This is a genomic window from Photorhabdus sp. RM322S (assembly GCF_042879395.1).
Taxonomy (GTDB): domain Bacteria; phylum Pseudomonadota; class Gammaproteobacteria; order Enterobacterales; family Enterobacteriaceae; genus Photorhabdus; species Photorhabdus khanii.
The window spans coordinates 32,156-46,414 of the sequence record NZ_JBHFKW010000010.1; the positions used below are offsets into that span (position 1 = coordinate 32,156).

The window sequence follows — 14,259 nt, forward strand, 5'->3', positions numbered from 1 at the left end:
ACTAAAGAATGGATGTCATTACGGGACGATACCTTAAGGTATCGTCCCGAGTTGCCAAGGTAGGATTTCGCTTTGCGCAAAAAAATAGACACAGTCAAAAATATCCGATATTTCCTTTGAAAGAGTAGATGAAATTTACTCTCTACAGCACCCTACTCACGATACAGACGACAATCCGCTTGTAATGTCACACCAGCACATCCTTCAACATAGCTTTGTCGAGGCTCAGATCGGCAACCAACTGATTCAGTTGCAATAACTGAACAAATGGTTAAGCATAATTTTTTATCGTAGTTTATTGATACACAAGACAGTTAAACTCATTCAACAGTGGTGCTTATGGACAAATTAAGAGCAATCAACGTCTTCCGGCGTGTTGTGGAACTAGGCAGTTTCAAAGCCGCCGCCCAAGATCTGGGCTTATCCAAGGCTGCTGTCAGTAAAAACATCAATCAGCTTGAAGAGCATCTCAAAAGCCCCCTGATTAACCGAACGACCAGAAACATGCACATAACCGCAAGTGGCAGGAATTACTATCATCAGGTGTGCAACATTCTGGATGAGCTTGAGAATGCTGACTTATCGGTTATGGAAACGTCTCACACTCTGACAGGTTCGATAAAAGTCAGTATTCCAATGTCTATGGGGCTAAAGGCATTAAATCCACTGATATGCCAGTTTATGCATACTCACCCCGGTATTTCTGTAGAAGTTGTCATGATTGATAAATATATCGATCTTATTGAGCATGGAATAGATGTTGCGATACGTGGAGGAGGTGAACTAAGCGACTCCAGCCTTCGTTCCAGGAAACTGATAAAAATACCCCGAGTCTTATGCGCCTCACCAGCATATATTGAGGCTTCTGAAAAAATACTCATCCCTGAAAATCTCACTTCCCATAACTGTCTTGTCTACAGTTTATCTTCTTCTCCACGACGCTGGGTATTTCACAATCAAAATGATGTGAAAGTCGTTGACCTTAAGCCCGGAACCTATGTGGTGAATAACGGGCTTGCACTCAAACAGGCAGCCCTTTCCGGACATGGTGTGATTTTACTGCCTGAATTACTGGTCACTGATGAGCTGCTGTCAGGCAAACTTGTCAGACTACTTCCGGAATGGGAAGCTGACATGCAGGCACTTTATGCCATACAACCCTTTCACAAAGAACGCTCTAACAAGACAAGGGCTTTTATCGATTTCCTTATAAATGCACTAGACAAAACCTGCTGAATATCTGAAAAGTGATCGGTGATTTTAAATGGCAAATCTCCGGTTGAAATAAATGCCAGGCCAACCGGTTTTAAAAAGTCATGGTCAAATCAGAGAAGACCCGATAATTGTTTACTATCAGTGTACAATGTTTTCACATAATAGGCGTTTTAATAAACTATCTCTCTCCCTATACTCAGTTCTGCAAATGAACTTATCGGTTACATCAAAATTGAGGAGATGTAGATATGAACAGTTCCGTTACTTCAACATCAGAAAATCTTGTTCTGTCCTATCTTGACGAACGCCAGCCGACCGTTGGCATTGAAAACGTAAACAAGGTCTTATTTTCCATCGGGGTTCTGGTCAGTACAACGCCGATCCCTGAAGAAGCCAGACCTATTCTTGAAACGTCAAAAACCCGTGCGCTCACGGAAGAAGAGAGCGAGAAACTGATTTCGCTGTTTCCTTTACACCGAGGAGAACTTCTGGAACAAATCCGACTGGCTGGTCGCCAGCCGGAAGCTCACCGCGGCGGTTTCCTGTCAACGTCGGAAGTCGGTGTTGCACCTTATCCTAAAGTTTACGATATGAAAGCAATCTCGGCTGAAGCCAGAAAAACTGTTCTCGAAAAATTCGGTAAACTGCATGTGAACAGCGCTGAAGACGGGATGGGTATTGATGAAGTCATGACAGTTGTGGCTGGCGGACCGTGGACTTGGTTCTTCCGTCTGCCAGACGGCGTGATTACAAAGCTGTCGGTAGGACGTGTGGAAGCTGGCGATCCTGCTTGGCGTCTCAGCTATCCCGGGCTAGGAATGCATGCTGCGTTTCTGGATGCTGAGGATGGATTGATCGTGGCATTTGCCCACGGACCAAAGCATTTCGTTATGCGCTATGACGAACCCAGTGTTGACGGTGCAGAGATACTGGGCACCAACCCGTGGATTGATTTCAGCGTTGATATCCCGAAATTAGTAAAATAACATCCTAATAACGCTTTATTACATCAACGATAATGAAAAGTCTGGCGGATTAATCCGCCAGAAAGATTATAGGTATTTAAACGTTAACAGAGCGTGAAAATAGCTTGGAAAAATAACGATATAAATTGATTTTAGCGTTAAATCACAGTCTCATTTTTCATGATTAATGGTTTAATGAAAAAATTCATTCCCTGATTGAAAACATTATTAAAGCCGATGCTTTTTGAAAAATAGATTATCTAATTAACCTATTCATATTGTTATTGTTCTTTTCCCCAAGAAACATAAGCATTAACAAAGTCGGTTTTTGTTTCTTATTTTACACTGATGGATTTATGATGGATAGGTTTTCAATTACTATTCAAAGTCATTGTTTTAACGCCCGGGTTTAATCGGCATAAGGTTTTAACGATTTTTTTACCACTTTTTCACCTGCTTTTTATTAAACTTAATCATCAGGAATATCGTGTTTTACGTTTAAAAAACATTAATAACATTCGCTTTATATCTTTATAAATCAGCCAGTAAATAGCTTAATGAGATAAAGATACTCCTTTATGTTTTTTCGGATAATCATGCTTTTTTTCAGGGCTTAAACCCTACAAAATTAACCGTTTTATCCCTTTTTTTATAATGCTTTTTAAGGAAACGTTGTTGGATTGACAGGATTAAGGGATAGGTTTAGTCAACGGTCTAGGGCGATATCTTAGGGTATCGCCCATATTTCACGACACTGATGCAAAAGATACCTCTTCCAACGCTAATAACTCGTCAATCGTTTGACGACGGCGAATCAATTGAGGTTTACCATTAATAAACAGCACTTCGGAGATAAGCGGACGGCTATTGTAATTAGAAGACATTGACGCACCATAAGCACCGGTATCATGAAAAACCAGATAATCGCCAACCTGAACAGGTGGCAACATTCTTGGCGCAACCCCACCACCTTCAACCTGAGTGAAAACATCACCCGATTCACATAACGGACCTGCGACTAACGTTTCCTGCAATGGAAACTGTTCAAACTGACGCCCATCAGCAGGCAAAACCGAGATATGGTGATAACTGCCATACATTGCCGGACGCATTAAATCATTGAATCCTGCATTCACCAGCACATAATGACGGCTTCCCATCTGTTTAACAGCCCGAACTTCTGTCATCAGAATGCCGGATTCCGCAACCAAAAATCTCCCCGGTTCAATTTCCAGTTCAACTTTATGGCCCAAATGCTGCTCAATTCTTTTACGGGCATCATCCCACAGCCCAAAATAGTGAGCGATATCGATCTGTTCATCTCCCTGCCGATAAGGAGTCGATAAACCACCACCAGCTGAAATTGCCTGAATATCTTCACCGCAGAGAATAACCTGTTCAACCATTGCATCGCACACACTCGCAAGGTGTTGATAATCAACACCAGAACCGATATGCATATGCAAACCAAGCAATTTCAATCCATAGTGCCGTATTTTCTCAATTGCCAGTGGGAGATCCTGATACCAAATACCATGTTTGCTGTTTTCACCACCAGTATTGGTTTTCTGGCTATGACCATGACCAAACCCAGGGTTAATCCGCAACCATACCGGATGCCCTTTTTGACATTGACCAATCTGCTCCAGCATATCAATAGAACCCGCATTAACCGGAATATCCAGTTCAGTTACCTGTCTAAGCGTTGGCACATCTATCAAATCAGCAGTAAAAACGATTTCTGCCATTTCTTGGCCTGGACGAAACCCAGCCCGCAAAGCACGCTCAATTTCACCCAGTGAAACCGCATCAACTTTCACACCATACTCACGCATAAGACGCAAAATATGAGTATTAGAGCAAGCTTTCTGCGCAAACCGAACCACATCAAACTGACGTAACATTCTGATTCTTTGGATAATCGTTTCGCTATCATAAACCCATAACGGAGCACCATACGTTTCTGGCAGACAGCTCAGATTTTCTGGTATCAGATCAGAACGACTATTACGGATAAAGGTACTCATTATGGGTTCTCTCACAAAATCAGCAGATAACCCATTATTAGCAGTAAAAAACAGGAATAAAAATATCTGTTTCGCTATAGTCTATTCATCTGTGATATAGAGTTATCAACTAAAGGAGTCATCTATGTTTGCTTGTTCATGGCGCCATATTGAAATATTCCACGCGGTAATGACGGCAAAAAATCTGACAGAAGCGGCGGTTTTATTACAAACTTCACAACCGACCGTCAGCCGTGAATTAGCACGATTCGAACATCTGATAAAATTCAAACTGTTTGACCGGGTAAAAGGCCGCCTGCATCCGACAGCACAAGGATTACGCCTTTTTGAAGAAGTTCAGCGCTCTTATTATGGACTTGAAAGAATCATGAATGCAGCTGACAGTATCCGTAAATTTCAACACGCTCAACTTTCTATTACCTGCCTGCCGGTATTTTCACAATCCTTATTACCTAAAGTTTGTCACAACTTCACCCGCCAATACCCTGAGGCTAATTTAACCATCATTCCACAAGAATCACCGCTATTGGAAGAGTGGCTCTCAGCTCAGCGTCATGATCTTGGCCTGACCGAACATTTGCAAACACCACCCGGTACACAAAGAGAAACACTGATCACGCTGAATGAAATTTGCGTATTGCCCGCAGTTCATCCACTTAGTCATAAATCATTACTGACGCCAGAAGATTTCAGTGGGCAAAATTTTATCAGCCTTTCGATAACAGACAGCTACCGTCAACTTATTGATGGAGTCTTCGCAGAGCACCATATTCACCGCCGAATGATTATGGAAACTCACAGTGCCGCATCAGTCTGTGCCATGGTGCGGGAAGGTATCGGCGTTTCTATTGTCAACCCACTGACCGTACTCGATTATCTGGACCACCACGGCGAAGCTGAAATATGCGCCCGCCCATTTAGTATTAACATTCCTTTTACTGTCAGCCTGATCAAACCCATTCACCGCCCTTCTTCCACCCCAGTAGATGCTTTTATTGAACACCTGAAAGCACAGATTGCCCTATTTCCTCAGAAACTCAAGTTAGCTTTTCAGCATTAATTTTTGCCAGTATGGAGAAGAAGCAAACCATTTCACCAAAAAATCCAGTAATGCCCTGAGCGTTGCCGGCATATTTTGACGACTGGCATAAATACCATAAATACCCATGGCCTGAGGTTGATATTCCGGCAACAACTGAATCAGTTTTCCTGATGCCAGATGAAAAGCAACAGAATAATAAGGTTGCATAGCGATTCCCGCACCTTGCAATGTTGCTTCCATTAAGACAATGGATTCATTAGCGCTCAAAGTTCCGCTAACAGGAACAGAATATTTTTCCCCCTGACGTTCAAACAACCAAAGACTTTTGCCAAAGAAGTTATACGTCATACAGTTATGCAACACCAAATCAGCGGGCTTATGAGGGATCATTTTTCCTGCCAGATAGGAAGGAGCGGCACAAACAACAGAGTGACAAGTCGATAACGGTCTGGCAATCAAATTCGGTTCCAGATTATTTGTGATCCGTAACGCCAAATCTATCCGCTCTTCGACCAAGTTTATTGCCTTATTACTCATCTGCATATCAATAGCTATCTGAGGATAAATTTGCATAAACTCAGGAATAGCCACAGACAGTGCGCTCATTGCCAGAGATTGAGAACTGCTTATCCGCAAAAGACCACTAAGCTCTTTAGCTACTACTGGTTGATGGACAGGTATCTCTTCCGCCAATTGCAACAGCTTACGGCTGCGCTGATAGGCGATCTCTCCCGCTGATGTCAGGCTGATCTTTCTGGTTGTACGATGTAACAGGCGTACTCCTGCCCATTTCTCCATTTCAGCCAAATAGCGCGACACCATTGCCCGCGACATATCTAACCGTTCCGATGCAGCAATCATGCTGCCTTGTTCTACAATTATAGTGAACACTTGCGCAGCAGTGACTCTATCCATCAATTAGCTCGATTTATGCAACAAATAATTGCCAATTATGCGGTTTTTCCATCGAAAAACGCAACTTATTATGAACCTTGCTACACACAACATCAGGAATTCAATCATGACTCGCAAAACAACACTAAATATTGCGCTGGCAGGTATCCTTTCCTTGGGTACTATTTCTCTGGCACAAGCCACTAACCTAAAACTGGATGTTTTCAATCCAGGTGAAAGAAGCGTATTTCCCGTCTCTTCTGAGCTCATCATCGGTGATAGAGAAGTTGTACTGATCGATGCTCAGTTCCAAAAAAATGACGCTGAAGCACTGGCCAGAAGAATTAAGTATACCGGCAAAAAACTGACAACTATCTATATCAGTCAGTCTGATCCTGATTTCTATTTTGGCCTTGATACACTGACCAAAGCGTTCCCTAACGCAAAAGTCATTGCATCACCAGAAACCATTAAAGAAATCAAAAAAACCAAAGATGGCAAACTGGCTTATTGGGGAGGTGTTCTGAAAGAACGGGCCCCAAAAAAAGTTATCGTGCCGCAACCGTTGGAAGGTAACACTTTTACAGTTGACGGTGAGAAGTTAATCGTCGAAGGTCTTGATGGCCCTGCGGCTGACCGTACTTTTGTTTGGATACCAAAGCTGAAAGCGGTAGTCGGTGGTGTCACCGTTTCAGGCAACATTCATGTCTGGATGGCGGATACACAGACTAAAGCATCCCGGAAGAATTGGATGCAAACATTGGATCGTATCAAAGAACTGAAACCGACCATTGTGGTGCCGGGACATTTCGTTGGTAACGCACCAATGACATTGGAATCAGTCAAGTTCACGCAAAAATACCTGACTATTTTTGAGAAAGAGTTACCAAAAGCGAAAGATTCAAAAGCGCTGATAGCGGCAATGGAAAAGCACTATCCAAAACTTGGAGACAAATCCAGCCTCGAACTGAGTGCCAAAGTGCTGAAAGGCGAAATGAAGTGGCCTCAATAAGTCAATTAACTATTTTTCAGGAATAAGTAATATGCCCGGAATGACTCTGCATTATATCTATGATCCACTATGTGGCTGGTGTTATGGCGTTTCTTCTCTCATACAAGCAGCAAAAGAGGTCGCAAATGTGAGAATTGAATTGCATGGCGGCGGAATGCTGACCGGTGATAACAGACGCCAAATCGACAGTACATGGCGCGACTATATCCTTAATCAGGATAAACGGATCGCAAGCCTGACCGGGCAAGTTTTCAGTGAGCAATATGTTGCACTGTTAAACGATAAGTCACTGATTATGGATTCATTACCACCAATATCAGCCATTCTTGCAGCAGAAAAGTTGGCTGGTAAAGGTGTCGAAATGTTACTGACGGTACAAAAAGCGCATTATGTTCGTGGATTAAAAATCAGCGAAACTGAAACATTATTGAATTTAGCAAATGAATTACAGCTTGATTCAGAACAGTTCCAGCAAGCGCTGACACTGAATAATGAATCAGAAAGTCTCCAGCATATCAGGAACAGCCGTGAACTATTGGCAAAAGTTGGCGGCTCAGGTTTCCCTACCTTTATTCAGGAAAATGACAGAAACGAGCTATCTGTCATTTCTCTTGATAAATATCTGGGACAACCAAAACGTTGGCAAGATGCTCTGATTCACTCTCAGTTTTAATACCACAACTCTAACTACTGGCGCCCATACCTTATTCAATTATTGGGCGCCATCCACGATAATCCATCAACGCCCTGTAAATTCAAATAGAGCATTATGATCGCAGAAATGGCGATATATGGGCCAAAAGCGACAGGCGCCTGACAATTTCCCCGTAATTTCCACATCCATAAGCACCCAATAATGCCAAACAATGAAGATAGGAGCATTAATAAAGGAATTGCGCCAATTCCCAACCAAGCACTAACTGCCGCCATTAACTTAAAATCACCATACCCGATCCCCTCTTTGTGATTGATAATTTTGAACAACCAATAGAGCGACCATAAAATCAAATAACCTGCAACCGCGCCTGTTACAGCGTGTTCAATAGGCACAAAAGTTTTATTCAAATTCAATAATAAACCTAACCATAAAAGTGGATAATTTATTATATCTGGCAACAATTGAATTTTTATATCAATAAAAGAAAGTATAATTAGCATCCAAATAAATATTAAAACAACATATAAATGAAAACCCAATGGAAGATAAATAACAAAAAAAGCAGTTATAAACAGTGTAACTAATTCAACCTGGAAATAACCAAAAGCTATTTTATCATATCCATAAATAATTTCAGAAAAAACCGATATCACTTTATTTAAAGTAATTCCTGCTGTTATTCCAATAGAAACAGCCAGAATAACAATCATTACATTAACGCCAGCAAAATAAAACATATTTAATTTCAGCCAATTACATTAAAAACATCTTAATTGAAGAATAGAAGCAATTCCTATTATACTTTCGACACAATAAGATAATAATAAAAACGCCCACATTAAAACAACAAAATAAATAGAGAACATTCAAATAAGAGATAAATCTGCGAGCAGACTCGCAACATTTATTCAGAGATAAAAACCGGTATCAGAGATAACTTGATAATTGGCTTGAGCCTACCTTATCATAACACCATTATTTATTGCCTTATGTACAGCTATACCCCGCTGGAAGGAAAGAAGAACATGCGTATACCCCGCATTTATCACCCGGAATTACTCTCATCTGACACTGAAATTTATTTGAGTGATGAGGCAGCCAACCATGTCGGGCGGGTACTCAGAATGAGTAACGGTCAACAGTTACAACTGTTTGATGGCAGTAATCAGATCTTCAATGCTGAAATTACCGAAGCCAATAAGAAATCTGTCAAAGTTCATATTAACAATAGTGAACTTGCCGATAACGAATCACCACTTAATCTGCATCTGGGGCAAGTCATATCCCGCGGTGAGAAAATGGAATTTACCATTCAAAAATCTGTAGAGTTAGGGGTGAATGTTATCACACCTTTAATTTCTGAACGCTGTGGTGTCAAACTGGATGGAGAACGGCTGGCTAAAAAACTTCAGCAATGGCAAAAAATTGCCATTGCTGCCTGTGAGCAATGTTGCCGTAATCGCATACCTGAAATTCGTCCGGTGATGCAACTTGAACACTGGTGTGCAGAAAATGATGGCAGTTTAAAATTAAATTTACATCCACGCGCCAGCCAAAGCATCAATACCCTGCCTTTACCTGTGGAAAAAGTACGTTTACTTATTGGCCCGGAAGGTGGCTTATCAATAGATGAAATTGCTATGACAGCTCATTACCAATTTACTGATATCCTGTTAGGACCACGTGTCTTAAGAACAGAAACGACAGCGCTTACCGCAATTACTGCATTACAAGTGCGTTTCGGCGATTTGGGTTAAGGAGAAAGAATGATCAAACTCGGAATAGTGATGGATCCCATTTCATCCATCAAAATCAAGAAAGACACCAGTTTTGCTATGCTGTTGGAAGCGCAACGCCGCGGCTGGGAACTTCATTATATGGAGATGAGCGATCTCTATCTGCACCAAGGGGAAGCCCGCGCACGTACCCGCCTATTGCAAGTAGAAAATAATCCACAGCAATGGTATCAATTCGATAGAGAACAAGATCTGGCACTGGAAACACTGGATGTTATCCTGATGCGTAAAGATCCTCCATTTGATACTGAGTACATTTACGCCACTTACATTCTGGAGCGCGCGGAAGAGAAAGGTACGCTTATCGTCAATAAACCACAAAGCCTGCGCGATTGTAACGAAAAGCTCTTCACAGCCTGGTTCCCTGATTTAACACCAGACACATTAGTGACCCGCAATGCTGCTCACCTACGTGAATTCCATCAAAAACACGGTGATGTCATCTTTAAACCGTTGGATGGCATGGGTGGCGCATCTATATTCCGCCTGAAAAAAGATGACCCAAACGTCGGCGTAATTATTGAAACCCTGACAGAACACGGCAATCGCTTCTGCATGGCACAGAATTTCTTACCTGCTATAAAAGAAGGCGACAAACGGATATTAATTGTCGATGGTGAACCTGTTCCTTATTGTCTGGCCCGTATTCCAGCCCAGGGCGAAACCCGTGGTAACCTTGCTGCCGGTGGTCGTGGTGAAGCGCGCCCGCTTTCAGAAAGTGACTGGACTATAGCCAGAACTGTTGCACCAACGTTAAAAGAAAAAGGGTTAATTTTTGTTGGACTGGACATTATCGGTGACAGATTGACTGAAATTAATGTCACCAGCCCAACCTGTGCACGCGAGATAGAGGCGGCTTTCCCTGATATTTCAATAACCGGCATGTTGATGAATGCGATTGAAAAACGATTGGAGAAATAAAAAGCTCTTTTCGTTAATTTTCCTGTCAAGGTTTGTCATTTGCACTTTTAGCCCACATACTGTGGGCTAAATAATCCTTAAATAGCCAGGTTAATTACCAAAAACAAAATGAATCTACAGCACCATTTTCTTATCGCCATGCCCACATTATCTGATTCCTACTTCAAACGCTCAGTTGTTTACGTTTGTGAACACAACGAAAACGGGGCAATGGGATTGGTGATAAATAAACCAATTGAACAAATCTCTGTTCGGAAAGTTCTACAAAAACTGAAAATTTCACCGGAAGATCGGGATGAAAGTATCAGCCTAAACAAACCGGTCATGACAGGTGGCCCTCTTGCCGAAGATCATGGTTTTATATTGCACACACCACAACCAGGTTTCAGTTCAAGTATCAAAATTTCCGATGACACGATGATCACCACATCCAAAGATGTGCTTGAAACCCTGGGTACGCCACGCCAACCAAAACAGATATTAGTCACGCTGGGGTATGCAAGTTGGGAAAAGGGGCAACTTGAAAAAGAGATAATGGAAAATAGCTGGCTCACCGCAAACGCTGATCCACATATTATTTTCAACTCACCCATTGCAGATCGCTGGCGTGAAGCCGCATCTTTGCTTGGTATCAATATCTATAATATTGCTCCACAGGCAGGACATGCATAGATGGGTAACCGCACAATAATGGCCTTCGATTTTGGTACCCGCAGTATCGGCGCAGCTATCGGGCAGGAAATTACGGGTACCGCCAGAGCATTGACCTCGTTTAAAGCCACAGATGGTATCCCCAATTGGCAGCAAATCGAAAAATTACTTAAAGAGTGGCAGCCAGATCTGGTTATTGTTGGTCTTCCCCTCAATATGGATGGCACTGAGCAACTTGTAACAACACAGGCACGTAAATTTGCAAACCGGCTTCATGGCCGGTTTGGTGTACAAATTGAACTCCAGGATGAACGCCTGACAACGATTGAAGCCCGCGCTCATCTGTTTGACCGTGGAGGCTACAAAGCTTTAGATAAAGGTAAAGTCGATGCTGCATCCGCTGTTATTATTCTGGAAAGCTGGTTCGAGCTGCACTATTAAGCTATCAACTAACAATAACTGCGGATCAACTAACAACAACGATTAACTGCTAACCTCCATCTGCTCAGCCAATAATCCCTGTAATTTACGCTGCTGCCAGCCTTGCTCATAGGTTTGCATTCCACTGGCAGCACCTGTCTGCATAAGCGTTGTTATTTGATGATTTTTTCCTTCCCGTATCAGATGACTGACCGCCTGATTAACCACCAACACTTCATACACGGCAATCCGCCCTCCATCCTGTGCAGAAACCAATTGCTGCGCTATCACAGCCTTCAAACTCCCTGCAAGCTGACTACGTACCCATCCTTTTTCTTCTGCCGAAAATATATCCACCAGCCGATCAATTGCCTGTACTGCGCCTCTGGTATGCAAAGTTGAAAATACCAAATGCCCTGTTTCTGCCGCAGTTAATGCCAGACGTATTGTCTCCTTATCCCGTAGCTCACCCAACAGCAATACATCAGGATCCTGCCGAAGAGCACCTTTCAGCGCTTCCTGATAGCTGGAGGAGTCCAATCCGATTTGTCGTTGTTGTATCAGACAATTGCGGCTGTGGTGGATAAATTCCACAGGATCTTCCAATGTAATAATGTGCTGACAACAATGACTGTTCAGCATATCCACAATGGCGGTTAAGGTTGTCGATTTCCCACTGCCTGTGGCACCAGTCACCAGAATCAATCCACTTTCTTCCCGCAAAATCATTTCCCGGATAATTTCAGGCGCTTTTAGCTGTTCCAGAGTTGGGCACTGCGAGCTAATTAAGCGCAGAACGACTGACAGCCCCGATTGCTGACGAAAAATGTTGCCTCTCAATCGTTGGTGGTTTTCTGTCTCCATCGCAAAATCCACATGTCCACAAACTAATAGCTGTTCTAACTGATATTCTGATAGAAACTGCCTGCTCCACTCTTCCAGCAAAGCATTATTTACAGATGACAGTTGAGTTTGTGGATAAAGCACACCATTTATACGTAATACAGGAGCTTGCCCAACACAAAGATGCAGATCTGAAGCATTATGCTTTACACTAAGGGCCACTAGCTTATCCATATTCATTTTTTAATCTCCTGAGTCACTATGAACAATATTGAACAAAATTTACAAGATGTCAGGACCCACATAGCCGTTGCCGCACAAAAATGCGAACGCGCTCCAGAAGAAATTACTCTGCTTGCAGTCAGTAAAACCAAGCCTGTGGAAGATATCGAAAAAGCAATCGTTGCCGGTCAGCGCCAGTTTGGTGAGAATTACGTACAGGAAGGGGTAGAAAAAATTGCTTATTTTGCAAATCGTAATGATTTGATATGGCACTTTATCGGTCCGTTACAGTCTAATAAAAGCCGTCTGGTAGCAGAAAATTTTAACTGGTGCCATACCGTTGACCGTCTGAAAATAGCACAACGTCTAAACGAACAACGCCCGGAAGGAATGGAACCACTGAATATTCTTATCCAAATAAATATCAGTGATGAACAGAGTAAATCAGGTATTCAACTTGCTGAACTCTCCACTTTGGCAGCCGAAATAAGCAAACTGTCGAACGTGAAACTACGCGGTTTAATGGCAATCCCTGCACCGGAGCCCAACTATGAACGCCAATTAGTGGTTTTCAGGCAAATGGAACAGGCTTTCTTTAACCTGAAAACTCAATATCCTCAAATAGATACCCTTTCAATGGGGATGACTGATGATATGGCTGCTGCCATTAATTGTGGTTCCACATTAGTACGGATCGGGACGGCAATTTTCGGTGCACGTCAGTATCACAACTAACCATATCAATGCTACGAGGTATTTAATGGAAAAACGTAAAATTACTTTTATTGGTGCAGGTAATATGGCTCACGCCATCATTGCCGGATTAGTAAAAGGAGGCTACCCTGCTGAGCTGATTAATGTTTGCGCTCCTGGCAATGCTCGCCGCGATGTACTGGCAAAGGAGTATGACGTCAATAGCAGCAGTGATAATATTCGCTGCGCACAGGAAGCCGATGTTGTTGTTATGGCGGTAAAACCGCAAGTGATGGCAGATGTCTGCCAGCCGCTAAAGGAGCAGGTGGATTTCAGTAACAAATTAATTCTGTCTATCGCAACAGGAATTTCTGTTGCACGCTTTAAAGTTTTATTACAAGACAAACTCAACATTGTCCGAATCATGCCAAACACCCCAGCATTAGTTGGTCAGGGGTTGAGTGGATTATTCGCGCCTGAGCAAGTCAGTCAGTCTGACCGTGATTTCACTCAAGCATTGATGAACAGCGTCGGTAAAACCCACTGGGTAAAGGATGAAAACGGCATCAATGATATTATCGCTATAGCAAGTAGTGCCCCTGCTTATTTCTTCCTGTTTATGGAATCAATGCAACAGGAGGCAGAACGCCTAGGTTTTGACAGTGAAACAGCCCGTGAAATCGTTTTGCAAACAGCAACCGGTTCTGCGGCGCTGGCCGCATCAAATGCAGATCTCCCTTTTGCAGCCCTGCGCGAGCAGGTAACATCTAAAGGTGGTACCACTGCGGAAGCATTGCGCATTTTTTATGAAAGCAAATTGCCGGAAATCGTATCCAGTGCCATGCAGGCAGCTATTCGCCGCGCACAGGAAATAGAAAAACAATTTTAATTTTTATCAGG

15 protein-coding genes are annotated in these 14,259 nt (G+C 42.6%); 11 read left to right on the top strand and 4 right to left on the bottom strand.

The genetic code is table 11. The annotated features are described in order from the left end of the window. Positions 1–339 precede the first annotated feature (339 nt). Positions 340–1,236, top strand: coding sequence for a LysR family transcriptional regulator (locus tag ACGF63_RS08135; RefSeq protein WP_387630003.1), 897 nt, complete (start codon positions 340–342; stop codon positions 1,234–1,236). A gap of 227 nt (positions 1,237–1,463) precedes the next feature. Then, the gene (locus ACGF63_RS08140; RefSeq protein WP_387630005.1) at positions 1,464–2,201 is read left to right on the top strand and encodes a hypothetical protein; all 738 of its coding nucleotides are present in this window, start codon (positions 1,464–1,466) and stop codon (positions 2,199–2,201) included. 725 nt (positions 2,202–2,926) lie between these two features. On the opposite strand, the gene lysA is transcribed toward ACGF63_RS08140, so the two are convergent. After that, positions 2,927–4,207 (bottom strand): diaminopimelate decarboxylase, encoded by a 1,281-nt coding sequence (gene lysA, locus ACGF63_RS08145; protein WP_152963911.1) that lies wholly within the window; start codon positions 4,205–4,207, stop codon positions 2,927–2,929. A gap of 124 nt (positions 4,208–4,331) precedes the next feature. On the opposite strand from lysA, the gene ACGF63_RS08150 reads away from it, so the two are divergent. Next, positions 4,332–5,267, top strand: a complete 936-nt coding sequence (locus ACGF63_RS08150; protein ID WP_152963910.1) for a LysR family transcriptional regulator — start codon at positions 4,332–4,334, stop codon at positions 5,265–5,267. On the opposite strand, the gene ACGF63_RS08155 is transcribed toward ACGF63_RS08150, so the two are convergent. Continuing rightward, positions 5,250–6,164, bottom strand: coding sequence for a LysR family transcriptional regulator (locus ACGF63_RS08155; RefSeq protein ID WP_152963909.1), 915 nt, complete (start codon positions 6,162–6,164; stop codon positions 5,250–5,252). The genes ACGF63_RS08150 and ACGF63_RS08155 overlap by 18 nt on opposite strands. A 106-nt stretch (positions 6,165–6,270) precedes the next feature. Between ACGF63_RS08155 and ACGF63_RS08160 the strand changes: the two genes are divergently transcribed. Together ACGF63_RS08160 and ACGF63_RS08165 are read left to right on the top strand one after the other, a co-directional pair. Further along, entirely contained in the window at positions 6,271–7,155 is an 885-nt protein-coding gene (locus tag ACGF63_RS08160; RefSeq protein WP_152963908.1) for an MBL fold metallo-hydrolase, read from the top strand. Positions 7,156–7,186: 31 nt separating this feature from the next. Beyond that, complete coding sequence (locus tag ACGF63_RS08165; RefSeq protein ID WP_152963907.1) at positions 7,187–7,828, top strand: DsbA family protein; 642 nt, start codon at positions 7,187–7,189, stop codon at positions 7,826–7,828. Positions 7,829–7,863: 35 nt separating this feature from the next. Here ACGF63_RS08165 and ACGF63_RS08170 read toward each other — a convergent pair whose 3' ends face one another. Continuing rightward, positions 7,864–8,523, bottom strand: a complete 660-nt coding sequence (locus tag ACGF63_RS08170) for an A24 family peptidase (protein ID WP_239002569.1) — start codon at positions 8,521–8,523, stop codon at positions 7,864–7,866. A gap of 315 nt (positions 8,524–8,838) precedes the next feature. On the opposite strand from ACGF63_RS08170, the gene rsmE reads away from it, so the two are divergent. From rsmE to ruvX, 4 genes are all read left to right on the top strand, one after another. Continuing rightward, positions 8,839–9,570, top strand: coding sequence for a 16S rRNA (uracil(1498)-N(3))-methyltransferase (gene rsmE / locus ACGF63_RS08175; protein WP_036849964.1), 732 nt, complete (start codon positions 8,839–8,841; stop codon positions 9,568–9,570). Positions 9,571–9,579: 9 nt separating this feature from the next. Beyond that, positions 9,580–10,530, top strand: coding sequence for a glutathione synthase (gene gshB, locus ACGF63_RS08180; RefSeq protein WP_152963905.1), 951 nt, complete (start codon positions 9,580–9,582; stop codon positions 10,528–10,530). 108 nt (positions 10,531–10,638) lie between these two features. After that, positions 10,639–11,202, top strand: coding sequence for a YqgE/AlgH family protein (locus ACGF63_RS08185; RefSeq protein WP_036849968.1), 564 nt, complete (start codon positions 10,639–10,641; stop codon positions 11,200–11,202). Continuing rightward, positions 11,203–11,622: a Holliday junction resolvase RuvX gene (gene ruvX / locus ACGF63_RS08190; RefSeq protein WP_036849970.1), complete on the top strand. Its 420-nt coding sequence runs from the start codon at positions 11,203–11,205 to the stop codon at positions 11,620–11,622. Positions 11,623–11,664: 42 nt separating this feature from the next. Here ruvX and ACGF63_RS08195 read toward each other — a convergent pair whose 3' ends face one another. After that, positions 11,665–12,684: a type IV pilus twitching motility protein PilT gene (locus ACGF63_RS08195; RefSeq protein ID WP_387630013.1), complete on the bottom strand. Its 1,020-nt coding sequence runs from the start codon at positions 12,682–12,684 to the stop codon at positions 11,665–11,667. 21 nt (positions 12,685–12,705) lie between these two features. Here ACGF63_RS08195 and ACGF63_RS08200 point away from each other — a divergent pair, with 21 nt between their 5' ends. Both ACGF63_RS08200 and proC read left to right on the top strand, forming a co-directional pair. Further along, the gene (locus ACGF63_RS08200; protein ID WP_152963904.1) at positions 12,706–13,401 is read left to right on the top strand and encodes a YggS family pyridoxal phosphate-dependent enzyme; all 696 of its coding nucleotides are present in this window, start codon (positions 12,706–12,708) and stop codon (positions 13,399–13,401) included. Positions 13,402–13,426: 25 nt separating this feature from the next. Next, a complete protein-coding gene (proC, locus tag ACGF63_RS08205; RefSeq protein ID WP_387630015.1) occupies positions 13,427–14,248 on the top strand; it encodes a pyrroline-5-carboxylate reductase in 822 nt (273 codons plus the stop codon). Positions 14,249–14,259 lie beyond the last annotated feature (11 nt).

What these genes read in the sequence shown, in the direction of transcription:
- ACGF63_RS08200 (WP_152963904.1), top strand. Translation starts at nt 12,706, where the DNA reads ATGAACAATATTGAACAAAATTTACAAGATGTCAGGACCCACATAGCC.
- ACGF63_RS08155 (WP_152963909.1), bottom strand. Translation starts at nt 6,164, where the DNA reads ATGGATAGAGTCACTGCTGCGCAAGTGTTCACTATAATTGTAGAACAA.
- ACGF63_RS08150 (WP_152963910.1), top strand. Translation starts at nt 4,332, where the DNA reads ATGTTTGCTTGTTCATGGCGCCATATTGAAATATTCCACGCGGTAATG.
- ACGF63_RS08135 (WP_387630003.1), top strand. Translation starts at nt 340, where the DNA reads ATGGACAAATTAAGAGCAATCAACGTCTTCCGGCGTGTTGTGGAACTA.
- ACGF63_RS08195 (WP_387630013.1), bottom strand. Translation starts at nt 12,684, where the DNA reads ATGAATATGGATAAGCTAGTGGCCCTTAGTGTAAAGCATAATGCTTCA.
- ACGF63_RS08185 (WP_036849968.1), top strand. Translation starts at nt 10,639, where the DNA reads ATGAATCTACAGCACCATTTTCTTATCGCCATGCCCACATTATCTGAT.
- gshB (WP_152963905.1), top strand. Translation starts at nt 9,580, where the DNA reads ATGATCAAACTCGGAATAGTGATGGATCCCATTTCATCCATCAAAATC.
- ACGF63_RS08170 (WP_239002569.1), bottom strand. Translation starts at nt 8,523, where the DNA reads ATGATTGTTATTCTGGCTGTTTCTATTGGAATAACAGCAGGAATTACT.
- ACGF63_RS08140 (WP_387630005.1), top strand. Translation starts at nt 1,464, where the DNA reads ATGAACAGTTCCGTTACTTCAACATCAGAAAATCTTGTTCTGTCCTAT.
- rsmE (WP_036849964.1), top strand. Translation starts at nt 8,839, where the DNA reads ATGCGTATACCCCGCATTTATCACCCGGAATTACTCTCATCTGACACT.
- ruvX (WP_036849970.1), top strand. Translation starts at nt 11,203, where the DNA reads ATGGGTAACCGCACAATAATGGCCTTCGATTTTGGTACCCGCAGTATC.
- ACGF63_RS08165 (WP_152963907.1), top strand. Translation starts at nt 7,187, where the DNA reads ATGCCCGGAATGACTCTGCATTATATCTATGATCCACTATGTGGCTGG.
- lysA (WP_152963911.1), bottom strand. Translation starts at nt 4,207, where the DNA reads ATGAGTACCTTTATCCGTAATAGTCGTTCTGATCTGATACCAGAAAAT.
- proC (WP_387630015.1), top strand. Translation starts at nt 13,427, where the DNA reads ATGGAAAAACGTAAAATTACTTTTATTGGTGCAGGTAATATGGCTCAC.
- ACGF63_RS08160 (WP_152963908.1), top strand. Translation starts at nt 6,271, where the DNA reads ATGACTCGCAAAACAACACTAAATATTGCGCTGGCAGGTATCCTTTCC.